Raw genomic sequence first — 17,540 nt, 5'->3', positions numbered from 1 at the left:
ATTGGTTTCGACGACTTGATTGTAGCACAGAGGTGATATGCCTCTTTTTTATACAAAAATGGCGTCGATGGAGTTCTCCATCAACACCAAATATCATAGAACCAAATAAATTGGTGAGGCTTTTTATTATGGACAAACCAGATATCGTGCAAGTTAAAATGCCGCAAGGCCAATGGTTATACTGTTGATAAGCCCTTGAAGGCGGTGTTTAGCGGGACTCATTGATCTGAGTAAAGTTTATATCACTCGTGGCAAAACTGAACTTCGCCGCGGAATCGATGGATGTCAATAGCGGTCAAAGTTGTAGGAAAATGGCGGTAAGAAATGTAGGGCTTGGGTCGTTGGCTACACACCAAAAAATGGCCCAGCGCAGAGGCCATTTTTCAGTTGGTGCTGTTCGAATGCGGAGGGCACTCGCGGTGACGTGAATACGCCAGGTACGAGTGGTAGGAGTATCATGATCCGGGGTGACGAGGCGCTGAGCGGAGGTCAAGTGCTGAGGGCTGATTCAAACGTAGGGGTGAATCAACCGGACCTTGCCACCTCTGATTGGAGGATACCACCGTTGCCGCGTGACGTTAATTGGGACTGCTAGTTATCAGCCAGTTCGGCAAGTCCCGGGGCACAACTATTGGGGTTGGCTTGCATTTGGGCGCGGACGTGGTGGGACTGGTGCTGATGGCGCGGTTAAGCTGCGGTTAGCGGTGGCCTGGCCGGGAGATGGTTAGGTGACTGTTGTTGGCCAGGACTTTGCGGTGCTGGGGCTAACGCTGGTGGGGAGACGGTGGTTTAATGGGGGTGTTCCCACGATTGACTGTAGCGTTTTGGTGGGAATGGGTTAGTCTATGTTTGATTGCGATTGAAAGGAGACCGGCTGTCTTGGCGTTTGGTGCGCTGGGGTGGGGGTCTTCTTTTTGTGCGGTTAGCGGAGTGACGACGGCCGGAAGAACGGGGATTTTAAATTTTTTGGCTGGTCGTTGAGAGATAATTGCGACGCGTTTCTACATTAATGGTTTATAATTGAATGTCATTGATTATTGCCAGTGTACACCATATTTTAAATTCTGTGGTAGCACAACGTATTATTTTAATGTTATTGTTACTGCATAGAAAAATCTAATGGAATGAAGGCGATGAATTAGAAAAGGAGAAATATCATGAAAAAATGGCTAGGTGGTTTATTAGCATTGGTGGTCGCAATCGGGTTCGGCATGGGCTGGAACTACATGTGGTCAAAGAGTAGTCGCGATAAGGGGAGCTCGGATCCTACTAGTGTTGTGGCTGAGGCGGAGGAGAATAGTCCGCTGACAAATAGGATAGTGACCCTGAAGCTTGTTGACGAGGATACTTCGGATAACTTGTATAACGTAATCGTCAATTTAAAAAAGGGTGGGGTTACAGCAGCCGAGCTCAAAAACAGCACTTACGCTCAGTTGCTTAAAAAGGTAAAAGAGAATGATCAGAAGGATTATCGTCTGCTGATGCAGTATTATGATATAGAATCTAGTTTAAGTGGTGGTAAGACTAAACAAATTTTGAAATCAATGCGGTCAGACCTTGGTGTTGATAGTATTTACAAATTGGTAACACTATCTAGTTCTACTTTTCTCAACAAAAAACCTAATCCAATGGGCTATACGCTGAACAAGAAAGACTTCAAGAAAAATTTAGCAGAGAAATACGATTATTCTAAGCTTTCTGGAGTTGTTGAGGTTCCTTATAAGAAGAACAACGCCTCAGTAAACCTTAATTTGAAGCAAGCAAATTCCACTACGAGTGTAGCTGATCTCGGTTCCTATACGGTTAATGGCGTTAATACCACGTCGAAGTCACTGGATTTTCTCAAACGTCTAGGAAACGATGATGATATTCTGTCACCAAAGACAATTTCACTTTCAGGTCAAGGGGAGTCGCAACAATTGACAGTCTGGCTAATAGAAAAAGGTGTAATAAATATTAAGCGTATTGAATATGTGGTCGATGGCAAAGAACAAGAAAACCTCCCTAAAGAATTACAAGCTACTACCGTGGAAGGGTATTACGGACAAAAGAAAGTGATCACTCACCCTAAAGTTGAAGGATTTTCATTGGAAAAAGGTCAGCCTCGAAAATCTAAAATCAAGTTTGAGGCAGATCCCGGCAATCAAGAGGAAGAAAAAATTATAGTACGTTACGTAGAAGATAGTGTAGTAAACCCTGGAGACGACAGCGATGATGAATCATCAGAAACTGAAAATCCAGGAGGGGGTGCAGGCGATGGTGGTGGATCCACAACTGGTTCAAACGACAACTCCGGTTCAGACAACGGCAATGACGTAAACGCCGGTGACAACAGCAACAATACTGGCAACAACGCAGGTAACAACACCGGCAACAGCAACGCCAACAATACCACCACCAGCGTTTCCCCATTCAAGGTCTACGGCAAGAAGAAGCTGTACCGCTACTCCCACGCAACATTTACCAACAATCGGCGGGTGCAGACGCATGCCAAGAAGGTGAAAGCGCACGCTCCGGTCTTCACGGTGGTGGGCAAGACGACTTCCAAGACTGGCGCCGCGCGGTACGTTTTAAATGACGGCACGCACATCACGGCCAAGGCAGACTACGTGGGCAAGCTGTACTGGGCTAGCGACTACCGCAAGCTGTACGTGACGCATCCGAAGGGCATCAACACTTACAAGAGCACGACGCTGAACCAGAAGGTCAAGTCCCTCAAGCAAGGCACGGCGGTGACGGTCAAGGCCGTGGCCAAGAAGGGGCAAATGACGCGCTACCGGCTGGCTGATGGCACGTACATCACTGGCAACAAGCAGTACGTTTCCCCAACGAAGCCTAAGACGGTCAAACAGGTCAAGGCCAAGACGCGGGTCCGCGTTTACCAAGACGTGAACTTAAACAAGGTGGTCAAGACCTACCAACCGGGTAAGGTGATCAAGGTCAACGGCTGGAACCACTCCCGCGGCGACGTCCACCACGTCTCCGGTGTCAAGCGCTACAAGGTAGCAGGCGGCTACATCACCGCCAACAGTAAGTACGTGAAGGTTGTGAAATAGGTTTGCGAAGGTCGCCGGTGGGGCGGCCTTTTTGCGTGGGACGGGCAAGAACACATTAGTGATGAACGCGCTAATCCCTGAAGTGGTTTAGGGCGTGCTTAGGTTCGCGGTTAAAACGATAGTTCTAGGGGATTGGGTGGTGGCATGTTATGCTGGGAGCAGCATAACTGGCGTGAGATGATGTTTTGTCGTTGAATGCTGGGGTAGTTGTGAAGCAAGGATGCTACGCGTAAATTTGTTCTGCGAGTTGCATCGATTGAAATGGCTTATCGCTGGGCACAGGTGGCGATTAAGTATATACTTAACTGCGAGACTATGTATTGGAGGAATTGTGATGCCAACACCTATTTTGAGCTTCGCCTCGACTAAGGCTACCGCCACAGCTGAGAAGAGTGTTGCTAAAGAGTTCCAGCTTTATGAACATAATTTTCAAGCCACTTCGCGGATCGTTAACGAGTATATTCAAGAGAAGTCTGATAAGAAGTCGGCAGATGCCGCCTATTTAGATTTTGTTTTGGAAAAAGCGATGGGCGATAAACTAGGCGAGGTAAATAAGCTTCAAACACAATTGAACAATAGAGAATTTGTACAAGAATACTCTGAACACATTTTAAAAATAGTGACACACTCGAATAAGAGATTAAATCGAGTGGACCAAAGCCTTGCCAAACACTATATTGATATTGATACTTCTTTAAATCGGCTTAACGTTTCACACTCCGACATGCTTAGAAAGATGAGCAAGCTGTTCAAGCAGATGCTGGATAGCGAAGATCGCATTGTGAGTATGAAAGGGACAAATGTTAATATTAAATTGCCAATGAGTTTAAAATCAGCTAAAGAAGGCAAGACTTTCATTCGAGGTGAGGACTTTGATTAAGAATATCGTTTCAATTAATTTGAGAAGCGTGAATATGGATGACATTCAGGCGGCTTTTAATAAATATTCCAAAGAAAACGGACTAGGCAGTACACCGACGGAGATTCAAGTTAAGCTGGCGACTAGCGTTCGGGGAAATGGTGTTAGTAAGAAGAACGCTAATCGCTTGTCTTTTTTTGTTAACCTGGATATGTCATTTGGCACGCATAATGAAGCTGAACCTGATGATATTTTAGGAACTATCAAAACGATGTATGAAATTCGTGTATTAGTTGATGATTATTCCGAGGACTTAAATAAAAAGGGCAATATTGAAAAGCTGGTTCCTCACGAGGAGTTGCTTAATATCGTTGAACCGTATTTTAGAGAATTAATTGCCTCTCTAATTGATCGCACGGAATTATCGCTGGCAACAATTCCTTATCATTTCTGGGAGAATCAGTAGATGAGTCAAGAACTTAGTGTGCGCGATTTTCGATTTATGTATGAAAGTAGCCAAACGGATAGATTAATTCGTAGGTATTATAGGCTTGCATTTAAAGCGTTGAAAATCAATGCCTTTAAATCTAAAGAGGCCTTTTTATTTACAATGCGGTTCTTTTACCAACACCCTATGAACTTAGAAGCTTACGTAGATGTAATGGACGATACACTGATGGACTTAGAAACTGAAGAGTTAAGCCAAGATGATGTTTCTAACATTCAGACCATCATCAAGGGGTTGGGATGGATTTATAGCCAGGATCAGGTACTGTATAAGAAAATCAGAAGTACCTTCTTAGAGTTGGTGACTGAAACGTTTGTGAAAAATAAGCAGAGTTTTTCTAAATCCGTGATTCATCATGAACCGGAAGTGATGATTAGGCGGAAACCTTTCTTTGACCGTAGTTCTAACTGGAATCAGTCTAGGATTGATGTGGTTGCTTTAAATTATCGTAAAAAACAGTTGATTTTAGCTGAATGTAAAGCCAATCTGAACGGCTTTTTTGGTATTTTGGATTTGGGAATGAGATTTCCTGAAAGACTGAATGCGCAAAGAAAGAATGCTTTTAGACGCGGCAGAAATAAAGTGGCGTATTTAGGAAAGTTTGAAGAAAGATGTCAAGAACTCAAAATAGCCAGTGAAGTTAGCAGTGTAATGACAACTTTTCTTGATTCCCGGGTTAGCTTCAGATTTCCTAATCTGCTCGACAATGGAAAGATCAAGTTGCTTTTTGCCGAAGACATTGCAAATGAACTGTTTGAGAGAGTTGGATAATGTGGCCTTTTGCTGAATACCATCTTTTACATGAATAAAAAAGTCCGCGTTTACCAAGACGTGAACTTAAACAAGGTGGTCAAGACCTACCAACCGGGCAAGGTGATTAAGGTCAACGGCTGGAACCACTCCCGCGGCGACGTCCACCACGTCTCCGGCGTCAAGCGCTACAAGGTAGCAGGCGGCTACATCACCGCCAACAGCAAGTACGTGAAGGTTGTGAAATAAGGATTGCGAAGGTCGCCGGTGGGGCGGCCTTTTTGCGTGGGACGGGCAAGAATACATTTAGTGATGAACGCGCTAATCTCAGAAGTGGTTCAGGGCGTGCTTAGGTTCGCAATTAAAACGATAGTTCTAGGGGATTGAGTGGTGGCATGTTATGCTGGGAGCAGCATAACCGAGCGGGATTACAAACAAAGTGGACTTAGCCAATGTGGTAGTAAGGAAGTAAAGACACATGAGAATTCAAAATTTGGGACCAATCAAAGATGCTACCATCACGCTAAATCGATTGACGGTTTTCATCGGCAAGAATAGCACGGGCAAGACGTTGGCTAGTTACGCCATTTTCGCATTTCGAACTTGGTTGGCAACCACCTTTCAATCAGAAGCGCTCATGTTGGGAGATTTTCAGCAGTCAGCGGCCCAAGATGAAACTAAAATCTCAACAGTAGCGTCTCGTCAGAGGCTAGTTGGTCAAATAATTGCTGATTTTAACGCGCTAAATGATACAGGTGCCTATTTTCAAACGTTTTTCCCGGACGCTAATGTTTATCGAGTTGGTGTGACGCGGATCACGGCAGATGAGTGTGATGTAGCGCGACTATCGGCGGTTGAAGGTGGCGTTAACTTAGCTGATCCGTTGGAAAAAAGCGTTTATGTGCCAGTAGAAAGGCTGGGCCTCACCGCTGACCTGTCAATTAGTTCAGCGGAGAAGCAAGCAATCTTTGAAAATACCCCTTATCCCATTGCGGCCTACTGCCAGTTTTTGAATGAGTCGTTGCGGGGGATGCACCAGTCAGATACCGCGCTGCCCCAAAGTGTACAGACACATTTGTCCGAACTGATCCCCGGCACCTTTACCTATGATGAAAACCGCGGCCAAATTTGGTACCAGCCAGATGACACGCGCTCAACCAAGGTTAAGCTCAGTCTAGCTTCTACATCCGTGAAATCCTTGCTGGGCCTTGACCTATTTTTGAGAAGGACAAATGGCGGCTACCTATTGTTAGATGAACCGGAAATGGGCCTGCATCCCTCCCAGCAAAAACGTTTGCTGGACCTGCTGTACGCTGTTGCGTTGAAAACAACGCCGGTAGTCATGGTGACGCACAGTGATTATCTGGTAAAAGAGCTGGTCAACTTGATATTACAGGCGAAGGTCGCTGGCTCGGCGGAAGCTGGACAGGTTGTTGTCTATGAGTTTACAGCGGGTGGCGTGCGAAATCTGGGGGATATTTCTGTTGCCGAAAGTCTGAGTAACTTTGATGACACGACCGATGCGATTAATCAGCGGTATTATCAGCTGTTGGATCAGTTATCGCCACAATGATTGAGATGGGTGTCGTTGATAAAGGTGTTAAACATCATGTAGACTAAAAAACTTGCGTGAACCGGTAATTGGCTCACACAAGTTTTTCATTTATATTTGGAAGAAAAGGGCTACAGTCCCTTGTGGTAGTTAGAGTATTTGAAACGATGTCACGAATTATTGGGCCGTCATGGTGCTACTGCCGGACGTTAAGGCGTAGCTGCCGGCTGCGTTGTAGGTCAACGATAAGTTGGTGCTGCCGAAGGTGAGACTGGTTGGCAGGGAGGACGTGCTCAAGGTGTACTTGGTGTAGAGGGCGTCACCGTCGGCGTTCGTGGATTGCGTCGTGCCGTCTGATTCAGTGACGGGGACGTAGATGGTGTTTAATTTCGCCGCGGTCAAGGCATCGCTCAGGCCGCTTTGGGTGGCCACCGTACCGCTGACGCCTTGGTAGTCGGCCGTGAAGTTGGCTTGGGCCTTGGTAACGGTCGTACTGCCATCAGAGGCCAGGGCGCCGTCCGTGGACAAGGCATCGTTCTTCCCGGTCGTTGCGTTCAGCGCGTATGAGGAGGCAATCGTGATGCCGGCATCCGCGTTGGCAGTGACGGGTACGGTCACGCTAGTCCCCCAAGTGGTGCTGGTCGTGACGTAGGAGTTAGAAGCGTTGGCCAGACTATAGCCGGCTGGCAAATAAGTCGACGAAGCGATGTCGTTGTTGACGCTGGTGACATCGTCGCTGGATAGCGCCGCACCAGATTTGGCATCGCTAGCCGTGATCAACACGCCACTCTTGACGCTCTTGCCGGTCGAGCTGTCCACGTAATTGACCGTGATACTCTTGGCGCTGGTGATGGTGCTGTTTTCACCCGTTTGTAGGGCACCCGCGTAGATCCAGCCCGAGATCTTGGTGTTGTTGTTATCGGTGACGTGGTAGTACAGTGAGCCTTCCTTGGTCTTGGTGACCGCGGAGTCGACGGTAAATGAGTCAGAGGCCAGCGCGGACGTACTGTTGATGACCTTGGCAGCCTTGTACTGGGTGTATTTTGGTGCATCCCACAGCGTGTTGGTCTTGCCTGGGTTCTTCAGGTAGTAAGTCTTCGTCGTTGGCGTCGTGGCTGCCGTCGTCGTGTTGGCGGATTCAATGCCGCCCGCAAACGTCCCGGCAGTCTTCCCACCGTAAATGTAGCCGCGGTATTTCCCATCCATGGAAACGACCCGGTAGTAAACGGAGCCCCGGTTGGTCGTCTTTTGGCCGTAAGCGCGGAAGTAGCTCGCGGACTTCTTGGATGATGCCAGGCTGGCCATGGTCTTCTTGGAAGCAACGACCTTAGCGCCCTTGACCGTTCCCGGCTTGGTGTACAGCGCGTTGGTCCCGGTGGCGGCGACGTTCCGTGAGGTGGCCGCCGTGGTTAATTTGGTATAACTCCCCGCCTTAGCGTAGGACTTGGCGGAAGCCGTCGTGGTCGTAGCCGCCGCAACCCCAGCTAAGCTGAGCGTGGCGAGACCTAAGTAAAGTGATTTTTTCAAATTGGTTTGCATAGATTTCTCTCCTTTGGTGTGACTGGTTAAGTTCTGCCTTAACTGGGGTCAGTATAGCAAAGGATGGGGCCGTTTTTACCGCGGGGGTCGGTTTTGTGCGGTGGGCGTGACCTGGAGATTTGCGCGTGTGGTGTCGTGGCGGTAGCTGGTGACTCGGGATATAACGACGCGAAGAAATGTGCTGGTGCGGGGACTGGGTGGCGCGGAGTGTTTTGGTTGGTGAATGATTTGATGGTGGTGTGGAAAGTTTTGGTGGCGGCGTTTAGGTTGGATTAAGCTTGTTTTCGGTTTGGTTAAGGTGGGGACGGCGGATGAGATGTTATTTCTACCCTAACAGTGATAAAATTATATAGTCGGCTGATATTTAATCACCGCAATAACACGGCGTGCGGCTGATAATTTGGGGATTAAGGAGAGATTTTGTCGTTATGAAAAAATTGGTTCGCTTGATTTTACTAGTCGTGGTATGCCTCCTAACGGTGGGGACGCTGAGCACGACTGCGTTCGCTAAGCCCAATGGTTATTCTTATAGTCGGTTACCTAAGGGGATGATGGGGAAGTGGTACACTTACACGAACTTTGGTTATGGAAAGAAGAAGCTCTATAAGATACGGATGAGTAATAAGAATTTGCGCAAGTACAAGAAGCACAAGGTGTACTGGGGTAAGAATGCTAAAAAGGGGCTGAAAACGATGAAGTACTGGACAGCGACACAGACTGGAAAAATCCATGGATATCATTGGATTTGGACGTATGGTTGGCAACAATCTGCTGGTGATGGTACTTATTACAATTTACATAAATTTGGCAAGCATAAGGTGCTTACAGTAGCTGATGGCGCTGGTATATGGACTAGTGCGCACTATTACAGAAGTAAAAAGGTCGCCAAGAAGATGGGGATGAAGCACTACCCTAAGTTCAAGTACCAAAGCCTAGACTTTTAAAACGTAAAGAAGCCCTGGATATCGTTTGGATATCTGGGACTTCTTTTTGCTTCCTCTATTTCACCTTCACAACGTAGCTCTTTAAGATCCAGGCCTTGTGGCCGGCATGGTCCTGAACTTGATAATAAGTATGCATTTTCCCATTGATCTTGATCCGCTCTGACTTGACCAGCCGCCAGGTCTTGGTTTGATGCTTGGCGGTGCGGCCCTTGGACTTCTGCAAGCGGGCATCCTTGAACCATTGCTTATGGCCCTTCAGGTGGTAGAGGTACTTGGTGTGGTGCTTCTTGGTGGAAATGATTTGGTGCTTAGCTGGCTTGGTCTTCACCGGTTGGTCGGCCAGGCTACCTTCCGCGGGAACCGCAACATCCGGTGTAGTGGGTTGCGTTTGGTCGGACGCTGGTTGTTGCGGCTGGCTAGGTTGGGGTTGACTGGGTTGTGGCGCCGGTGTTGGTGCTGGCGTCGGCGTGGTTGGTTTGGGCTTCGTGGCGAAGGTTGTGTCACCCGCCGCTGTAGCTGTGTACGGGGTGTTTTTACCATCAGTGGAAACCAGGTACATGGACCGCAGCTTGGTCTGTTGCAGCCGGGAGAAGCCGAGCACGTTGGTGATGTAGCGGTTTAGGGTGACGTAGCGTGACGTGATTTCGCGGTAGTATTCGTCCAACCATTCCTTCTTGACCAGGCGCCCTGTCTGGTGTGATTGCATAAAGTCGCCGAGGATGGTGTCCTTGTCCATCCCTAAAATTGTCATGACCAGCACGGTCGCGATGCCGGTTCGGTCCTTGCCCGAGGTACAGTGATAAAGCGTGGCGTACCGGTTGTGTAGCAGCATGTTGAGAAAGCGACTGTAACTGTTGATGGCCGATTGACTGAATTCTAATTGCTGAACGTAAAAACCTCCGTCGCCGGCAAAGGTCGGACTGAGGGCAACGCTGTCACTGAACGCGTGTGATCCGAGGACCGACATGCTGGTGTTGCTGACGCCGGCTAGTTGCTGGTCTGGTGCACCAGTGATTTGCCCATCAGTTCGAAAGTCAATGATAGAAGTGACATGATGGTCGGCGGCTAAAATGGACTTGTCGTTGTTGGTGATGTAATGTAGATTATCTGAACGCAGTAGTCGGTTGGGACGAATCTGCCATTTGCCGTCCGCGGTCTTATAGCCGCCAAAATCGCGGGTGTTCTTGGTTCCAGCTAGCTTGACGAGAGTCTTTTTGACGTCACCGTACGTAGCAATTTCATTGGCTAAATTGCTGTCCGCTTTCTGAGTTGTCGTGTCGGCCAGTGCGGTCGTCGTAGCGGAAACGCTACCGCCACCCGTCGCCAATAGCGCGAGGGCCACCCCCGCGAGGCACAAGGCCTTGAAACGCTTTGATGATTGCATGTAACTCCTCCTGATGGTGATGTAATTTTGGCACCACGGTTAGGATAGCAGGGCAATGTTTGGTTGGTGTTGTGATTTTGTATTGATTTGGTAATGGGTGGAAATGGTGGTGGGGGAAACCTTGTTGTGGGGCGGGGAACCTGGTACACTAACGACAAGTTGAAAATGTAATCAGAGAAAGCGGGTGGCAGCGTGTATATTCATCTCATTGCAGTGAGCAAGTTCGGCGGACAATCGCTAGTGTATCATTTCGCCAGTTCAGATCCGGAGCGCGTGTTGGCGAAACGGCGCGCGCTTCGAGAGAACACCCCCGTGGCATTGGCAGAGTATGGCGTTCACGTATTAAAAACGGACCGGGCAGATTTTACGTCCGTCCAGGCGCTAGATCCTTATTTTAGTGGCGCCAAGATCTATACCGACTTTGCGCCGTTCTTTTCAGCGCTTGCGCCGCTAGTGCAGGATGCTTTGGCAGAACGCCGCGCGCGCTTTGGCTGGAGTAACGCCGCAGATACCGATAGTTAAGTTAGCAAGCTGAAAGAATCTAAAAAAAGTGCAGGCAATCGTCAATTCACGGCGATCACCTGCACTTTTCAGCTATTCAGCTTTTAATGACACCACGGTCCGGGACTGGAAAATCTGGTCGAAGTCAGGACCAACCGCAAACCAGTCGGAATGACGCAAGAGGCCTTGTAATGCGGCCAGTAAGTCGGCGGCGTCATCCTGGACGAGCGCGTCGGCGAAGATGGATTCGGCGTAGTATTCGCGTTTACCAGTGGCTTCGTCCTTGTCGTGCGTTCCTTTCCAGGCCTTCAGGCTGGTCGTGGCGTCGATGGTCAGGACTTGGTTATTGGCAAGCGTTAATTTGATAGACATTGGGGCACCTCATTTTTTAGTTAGTAGGCCTAGTTTAGCTTATTTACCAGGGAAATGGTATTATTTTTTGTTTTTTGGTGGCAGCGGTCAACCACCGCTCGTACCGAAACCAAGCAATCTCCTGCACAAAATAGCACGCATCGCGATAGGACAATCGGGCCGTATCAAACAGAAAGGCAATCTCGCTAGCTTGATAAATGTCGTCGTAATAGCCACGCAGACTGGCATTCAGGTGGTTGGCGTCTAAATAAGCCAACAGTTTGTGGCGCTCACCACTGGTGGCTGCATTGTAGGCCAGCGGGGCGTACGTGAAGCTGGTCACTAGTCCGTAACGCCGCAAGTACGGCAACACGTCGGTAATCGTGTAAAGCCGCTCGTCCATGCAGTAATGCATCAAAATGATGGTCGTCGGGGGCCGGGAAATGAATGGGTGCATTTGAATCGCCTCACAAGGGGAAAGAAAAGACGGCCTGGCTCTACCAAGTCGTCGTTTGAAAATCACCACGGATGGTCACTGTGGCGTTGCTGGTCAAGGGAAGTTAGATAGCCGCTTGCCGCCAACGTCAGGTACGAGAATCGCTGCCGTTGCGGCGCGGTGGGTGAAACTCTTGTGGCAGTCCTTTCTTGATTGGCACCCATCGTTACGTGTAGAATAGCACGTTCCGTGGGATCTGGCGGTAAGAGCACCAGTGAGCATGACGGTTGGGAAACTGTCCGGTCGCAACTATTTGCCAGACGACTAAACCGCGGTGAGAATCAGCCAGCCTATTGGTGATGTGGTCACAGGGTTACCGACAGTGGCGACAATTTTCAGCGTGGTATTTAAATGGCCAAATGGCTCAGCGGGTGAAACGAAAAATCTTGGCCGAACTGGACTGCCATGTTATGCTTGCTGCTCAAGCATAACCCGAACGCTTTGTAGTGCCGGTCAAAAATGAACGGTTACGCTACGAAAAATGAGGCCGGCTCTCATTATAAGAAGAAAAATTTTCGGGAATTGGGGCGGTGCCGGATGACTGGCAGGCCTGATGGCAGCGAAGTTTTTATTTATTTTGTTATATCGATTATCATTATTTATATGGATTATTTTCAATAGCCTGGTTCAATTTTGAAGCAGTTGTTGGTATACTGATTGCGTACAACTATTACATTTTCTAGGGGAGAAAACTATGCAATCACAATTAGCAAAATCATTGTACTTGGGATTAGCTGCGCTGAGTTTCGGGGCAGTGGCGACGGCGGCCGCAACGACCACGTCGGCGGATGCCGCTGCTAAGGCGAAGATCGTGTCCAAATCGGCCTTGGGTAAGGACAGTAAGAACGTTGAAGTAACGGGGACCAACGCTATTTACACCAAGCCAGGCACGGTGCGGGGCGCCAAGCTGGTCGCCAGCAAGAAGACGGTCAAGAAGTTGGCCAACTCCAATCACTCAAAGGACTACTTCCGCGCTTATCACATGGCAGTCACCAATCGTGGAACGGTCTACTACAAGATTGTGTCCATGAACGGCAAATACCGCGGCTACATCTACGGCGGCAAAGTAAAGGGTACGATTGGTGCTGGCATCAAGGAAGCCCAAACGGTCAAGGAAGCAACGATGCCATCCCGGACGGCAGGCTTCCACATCAAGAACGTCAAGAAAAACACCCTCTGGACGGCGCCACAACACACGACTTACAAGGCCCACAAGGTCAACATGTATGGGACGACCAAGGAAGATACCTTCACTGTGTCTAAGGCTGAAACCAAGACCAAGGAAGGCTCTCTGTATTACTATGTGACTTCTGATAAGAACTCGGATGTTGCGGGTTGGATCTTTGCGGGTGAAGGCTACAAGGATGCGACTAGTGTAGACTTTGGTGGCTTGACCATCAACGAAGAAGAACCAGCAGCTACTAACGATAACAGTGTCAAGATTGTTTATCGTGAAGCTGGCAAACAAGTCGGGGATGCAACTTGGATTACGACGGCTAAGGATACCAAGGCTGGTAAGAAAGTTACAGCGACAGATAAGAACACAGCTACATTGAGTTTAGAAAAGTTTGCTTCAAACAAGATTCCTAGTGGTTATAAACTGCAAACGAAAGATGCCATTACTACTGCTACTTCCAACGCCACTTACGGGAATAATGTTTATGTGGACGTTGTGTCAGCAGCTACCTCAAAAATCTCGTTGGCAGTTGAGAATGTTACTTCGACAGTTGGCGGTAATAATGTTACGGTTGCTAACCCGCTGAAGAGTAGTGATAAGTTAACCGTTGATGACTTTGCAGTTACTCTGAAGGCTGGTGCAATTTCAGCTTTGAGTGGAGATAAAAGCCAAGTGATTTCGACAAGTGAATTAGATAAAATTGCAGCTGGTTTTGGTACTGACATGGAGGGTACTAAGACCTACTACGCTGGTGCACAAGCTTACCACTACAAATTTAGTGTAAATGTGGATGGGTTCAAGTCAGATAATCGTCAAGCTAAGTATGGCGATACACTGACTGCAAAGTTCAATGCAGTTCTTGTGAGCGGTGCAGCGGAAAAGCACACTGTTGATTCTAGCTGGATTGCACAATAGATGATCGTTAATTAAGCTTAGCCAGAAGAAAAGCCCCTAATCACGAAGTTTCCCGTGATTAGGGGCTTTTTAACCATTATAAACCCGGATGAATGAGGTTAAGAATATCTAAATAAGCGTAATCTCGCCTAATGTTTGGTATACTAGGACTGTTAACAAACAATCTTATATTTTAGAGGAGACAACACAAAATGAAGTCAAGTTTAACAAAATCACTTTACGTTGGTTTAGCTGTATTAAGCTTAGGCGCCGTTGCTTCAGTATCGACGACTGCTAATGCCGCTTCCAAAGCCAAGGTAACTTCCAGCAAGACTTTGAAGACTGCTGGCGACACCCGTAACGTTGAGGTAACTGGTAAGAACGCGCTTTACTCAAAGCCAGGGACTGTTAAGGGTGCTAAGGTCGTTGCTTCCAAGAAGACGATGAAGAAGTTAGCTAACTCCAAGAAGTCCGCTGACTACTTCCGCGCTTACTACCAAAAGGTTACCAACAAGGGTTCCGTTTACTACAAGATCGTTTCCATGAACGGTAAGTACCGTGGTTATATCTACGGTGGTAAGAAGGAAGGTACCTTTGCTGGCGGTGTTGCTTCTGCTAACACGACGACTAAGGTTACGATGCCAAGCAACACGACCGTTTACTTTGCCAAGCCTGGTAAGTCTAACGTAACGTGGGATGCACCTAAGTACACCCAATACAAGGCTTCTAAGCAAATCAAAGACACTTCTGCTTACGCCAGTGATGTTTTGACGGTTACCGACGCCGTTAAGAAGACTCGCGAAGGTTCCGTTTACTACTACGTCAAGGACGCTAAGAACCCTGCCATCAGTGGCTGGATCTACGCTAAGGCTGTTACCCCAGCTAAGAGCGACACTGCCAAGGCTGAAAACGGGATTACGTTCAACTTCGTAAACAAGGCCAATGGTGCGCAAGTTTCTTCAGCTGTTTATGAATTCCCTACAGGGGACACGATTACGTCAGCTCAAGCTTACACGCAGGCCAAGGCTTTAGTGCCAGCTGGTTACACGATTGCCGGTTCTGACGCAGCTTCTGCCTTCGGTACGACGACGGCCAACTACGCCAAGAAGTCAACGGAAACGGTTTACGTTACCGAAAACAACGCGATTACGTTGGGCACAACGCTGAAGGTTTACAATGCTGATATGACTGAAGCACAATCCTCATTAGCATTCCCAGCTGATGTTGTTGCTAAGATCCAAGCAGACACCTTCTTTAAGCAAGCCAATGGCTTAACTGCCAAGGCAAGTGATATTGAAACTCACTTGAAGGCCGATGGCGCTGGTGAATTCACTGTTGTTACCGACACTAAGAATACTGACGGTACCTTTGTTGCTTACAAGTTCACGCTGCAAAGTGCCACTGATGGTGTCTTCGGTGGAAACAAATCCACTATCTATTACACAGCTGAAAAGGGTTCAGTTACTTCAACTACGACGACTGGTACGTTCACCCCAGCCAACTAGTCAACGACTAACCTAAGTGAAACGAAAATCCTCGTCCAATCTGGGCGGGGATTTTTTGCGCACAAAAACGCCTAACAACCGGGTAACCGCAACTGCACCGGCAGACTCTTCTTGCAGAGATCCAAGTGTTGGCAAATGGCCGTATACAGGTCGTCTGCGTGAAGGAATGGCGTCAAATCGTCACATTCTAGTCGGTACCCCAACAGCTGCTTGACCTCGGGCGTTACGGCGAGCTGAGCGGCTTCCATTTGCCAATAGGCCATTGGGGAAACGCGGTAGTAGAGGGCCGAGACCAGGATGGGGCACCATTCGATCCGTTGGCGGACGCACCTCAAAATATCGGCGTAGCTGTGCTTGGCTGCCGGGTCGCTCATCTGAATGACCGGTTCAGTGGCGGCTGTAGTGGCGCTGTCGGGCCAGCTCATCATGCGTTGGCGCAAACGAGTGGCTAATTCGTGATCACGAGCACGGGCAATTTGGGCAATGGCAGCTGCGAGGTGGGGGGCCTGACGCAAGTTCCCCACGGTTTGTTCGCTCAGTTCGTAAGCTTGGCAAATCAACGCCAACAATTCATCGTTGGGCCGCGTAATGTGGTCGCGTTCCAGCTCGGTCAAATACCAGGCCGGAACATCCGCGTCACACAAGACTTCCGCGGCCGTTGCGCCGTCTGCGAGAATGAAGCGGATCTGCGTTAAAACCGTGCCCAAACTGTGCCGTGTCGTCATCATCGACTACCTCCTTTTCTCATCTTTGCCCAGTATACCAACCTTTTATGGCACCTAAGTGAAAGATTCGTGAGAATATCCGAATAAATTCGATATTAAAATAATTATAGTTCGACTTATACAGAAATAATAATTGTCCCCCACAACGGGTTATTGGGATTTTAATTGCGGTATAACAGTATTTATAGAAAAATCCGGCCAATGCATCTTTCTTGCTATTATTCGTGTTTTGTGAGAATCTATAGCCGGGTCAAGGGAAACCCAGATAGTATCGCCGTTGAAATAACTCTTGGGTGAACAGATGATGGAAGCGTCTTATTTAGAAGGGTTAACCGACCAGTGGTACCAACAAGCCCGGGCAACGGCAACGGTTGATTTTACTAAGTTGCGCCCCGCCGACGTGACCCGCGTGGTCAACGAGCGGCCGTGGGACCTGGATTGGTCTGCGGTCCTGTTCATTAAGAACTTCCGCACGCCGCATCAGCTGGCGGACACCGTCGTTTGGACCAAAAACGAAGGCTTCTTCCGGACGTCTGCGTCAGCCAACAAGTTGTTGACAAAGCTTTGCACCCTGAGTGCCGTCAATTGGTCTGACCTGGACTTGGAATTAGAGCGCTGTCGGTTGAGTGGGCCCACGCCATTTGTCGATGGGGACTTGCAGTTGATCACCACGGAACGACCGGCGAGCGCCAACAATACTAGCTGGGTCAATGGTCAGCACATCAAGCACATTGTTGCGGGCCCACGGCGGGGAACCGTCCGTGTGTTGATTGACGACGGCGTGTCGCTGATTTTTCGGGATACACCGCCCCGGTTGCAGAAGAAGCTTCATGAAGCGCGGGAACTGCAGGACTTTCAGCAGCGCTTGTGGCAGTTTATGCAAGCGAAGCATGACGCCAAAGACCTGCGTAAATCGAGCTTCGGACGTGATGTGCGGGAGTTCGCCGACTACCGGGACCTGATGCTTTGCTGGCAACTGGTCCGCAAGGCGAACATCCCAATGGGGTTGGCAGAGATCGAAGCTATTTTACGCGATCTCGCTCAGAGAGACGCCCATCCGTGGCATTTGACCGACGACCGCTGAAACGACTGTTATGACGGGGAGTGACAGGGGTTCATGACATGCAAATACAATCAAATTTATAATGAATTTTAGCTAAGATGTAATTTGTTTATAATATAGTCAGTCATTTATGCTAGTATAGTTAGAAGAGATGCGTTAGGGGTCAACCTTTTTGGCCACTAACGAATTATTTCGAACGAGGACTATGTTAGGGCTTGCCAGTGGAGCATAAGCCG

At 48.5% G+C, this 17,540-nt stretch carries 16 protein-coding genes; 11 read left to right on the top strand and 5 right to left on the bottom strand.

What is annotated here, in order from left to right:
• The first annotated feature begins 2,087 nt into the window (after positions 1-2,087).
• The 6 genes from EGT51_RS10070 to EGT51_RS10045 all read left to right on the top strand — a co-directional run bounded on the left by EGT51_RS10070 (position 2,088) and on the right by EGT51_RS10045 (position 6,746).
• Positions 2,088-3,056: a DUF5776 domain-containing protein gene (locus EGT51_RS10070; RefSeq protein WP_135368582.1), complete on the top strand. Its 969-nt coding sequence runs from the start codon at positions 2,088-2,090 to the stop codon at positions 3,054-3,056.
• Between the two features lie 334 nt (positions 3,057-3,390).
• A complete protein-coding gene (locus EGT51_RS10065) occupies positions 3,391-3,936 on the top strand; it encodes a hypothetical protein (protein WP_135368581.1) in 546 nt (181 codons plus the stop codon).
• Positions 3,929-4,381, top strand: coding sequence for a hypothetical protein (locus tag EGT51_RS10060; protein ID WP_135368580.1), 453 nt, complete (start codon positions 3,929-3,931; stop codon positions 4,379-4,381). The genes EGT51_RS10065 and EGT51_RS10060 overlap by 8 nt, the downstream gene beginning before the upstream one ends.
• Positions 4,382-5,194 (top strand): hypothetical protein, encoded by an 813-nt coding sequence (locus tag EGT51_RS10055; protein WP_135368579.1) that lies wholly within the window; start codon positions 4,382-4,384, stop codon positions 5,192-5,194.
• A 30-nt stretch (positions 5,195-5,224) separates the two neighbouring features.
• Positions 5,225-5,422: a DUF5776 domain-containing protein gene (locus EGT51_RS10050; RefSeq protein ID WP_135368578.1), complete on the top strand. Its 198-nt coding sequence runs from the start codon at positions 5,225-5,227 to the stop codon at positions 5,420-5,422.
• A 229-nt stretch (positions 5,423-5,651) separates the two neighbouring features.
• Positions 5,652-6,746 (top strand): AAA family ATPase, encoded by a 1,095-nt coding sequence (locus EGT51_RS10045; protein WP_135368577.1) that lies wholly within the window; start codon positions 5,652-5,654, stop codon positions 6,744-6,746.
• Between the two features lie 156 nt (positions 6,747-6,902).
• On the opposite strand, the gene EGT51_RS10040 is transcribed toward EGT51_RS10045, so the two are convergent.
• Positions 6,903-8,264: an S-layer protein gene (locus EGT51_RS10040; RefSeq protein WP_135368576.1), complete on the bottom strand. Its 1,362-nt coding sequence runs from the start codon at positions 8,262-8,264 to the stop codon at positions 6,903-6,905.
• 428 nt (positions 8,265-8,692) lie between these two features.
• On the opposite strand from EGT51_RS10040, the gene EGT51_RS10035 reads away from it, so the two are divergent.
• The gene (locus EGT51_RS10035; protein ID WP_135368575.1) at positions 8,693-9,208 is read left to right on the top strand and encodes a hypothetical protein; all 516 of its coding nucleotides are present in this window, start codon (positions 8,693-8,695) and stop codon (positions 9,206-9,208) included.
• Positions 9,209-9,263: 55 nt separating this feature from the next.
• Here EGT51_RS10035 and EGT51_RS10030 read toward each other — a convergent pair whose 3' ends face one another.
• Positions 9,264-10,592 (bottom strand): tyrosine-protein phosphatase, encoded by a 1,329-nt coding sequence (locus EGT51_RS10030; protein ID WP_135368574.1) that lies wholly within the window; start codon positions 10,590-10,592, stop codon positions 9,264-9,266.
• A gap of 192 nt (positions 10,593-10,784) precedes the next feature.
• On the opposite strand from EGT51_RS10030, the gene EGT51_RS10025 reads away from it, so the two are divergent.
• Positions 10,785-11,114, top strand: a complete 330-nt coding sequence (locus EGT51_RS10025; RefSeq protein WP_135368573.1) for a hypothetical protein — start codon at positions 10,785-10,787, stop codon at positions 11,112-11,114.
• A 72-nt stretch (positions 11,115-11,186) separates the two neighbouring features.
• On the opposite strand, the gene EGT51_RS10020 is transcribed toward EGT51_RS10025, so the two are convergent.
• Both EGT51_RS10020 and EGT51_RS10015 read right to left on the bottom strand, forming a co-directional pair.
• Positions 11,187-11,465, bottom strand: a complete 279-nt coding sequence (locus EGT51_RS10020) for a hypothetical protein (RefSeq protein ID WP_135368572.1) — start codon at positions 11,463-11,465, stop codon at positions 11,187-11,189.
• 43 nt (positions 11,466-11,508) lie between these two features.
• On the bottom strand, positions 11,509-11,901 hold the full coding sequence (locus EGT51_RS10015) for a hypothetical protein (protein WP_135368571.1): 393 nt from the start codon (positions 11,899-11,901) through the stop codon (positions 11,509-11,511).
• 733 nt (positions 11,902-12,634) lie between these two features.
• On the opposite strand from EGT51_RS10015, the gene EGT51_RS10010 reads away from it, so the two are divergent.
• Both EGT51_RS10010 and EGT51_RS10005 read left to right on the top strand, forming a co-directional pair.
• On the top strand, positions 12,635-14,032 hold the full coding sequence (locus EGT51_RS10010; protein ID WP_135368570.1) for an S-layer protein: 1,398 nt from the start codon (positions 12,635-12,637) through the stop codon (positions 14,030-14,032).
• Positions 14,033-14,223: 191 nt separating this feature from the next.
• Positions 14,224-15,516 (top strand): hypothetical protein, encoded by a 1,293-nt coding sequence (locus EGT51_RS10005; protein WP_135368569.1) that lies wholly within the window; start codon positions 14,224-14,226, stop codon positions 15,514-15,516.
• 71 nt (positions 15,517-15,587) lie between these two features.
• On the opposite strand, the gene EGT51_RS10000 is transcribed toward EGT51_RS10005, so the two are convergent.
• Complete coding sequence (locus tag EGT51_RS10000; RefSeq protein ID WP_135368568.1) at positions 15,588-16,244, bottom strand: hypothetical protein; 657 nt, start codon at positions 16,242-16,244, stop codon at positions 15,588-15,590.
• Between the two features lie 301 nt (positions 16,245-16,545).
• Here EGT51_RS10000 and EGT51_RS09995 point away from each other — a divergent pair, with 301 nt between their 5' ends.
• Entirely contained in the window at positions 16,546-17,325 is a 780-nt protein-coding gene (locus EGT51_RS09995; protein ID WP_135368567.1) for a hypothetical protein, read from the top strand.
• The last annotated feature ends 215 nt before the right edge of the window (positions 17,326-17,540 follow it).

The sequence above is a fragment of the Levilactobacillus suantsaiihabitans genome (assembly GCF_004745505.1).
Classification (GTDB): Bacteria; Bacillota; Bacilli; order Lactobacillales; family Lactobacillaceae; genus Levilactobacillus; species Levilactobacillus suantsaiihabitans.
Note: the sequence above shows the minus strand (reverse complement) of the source record. Positions and strands in the feature narration are given on the sequence as shown.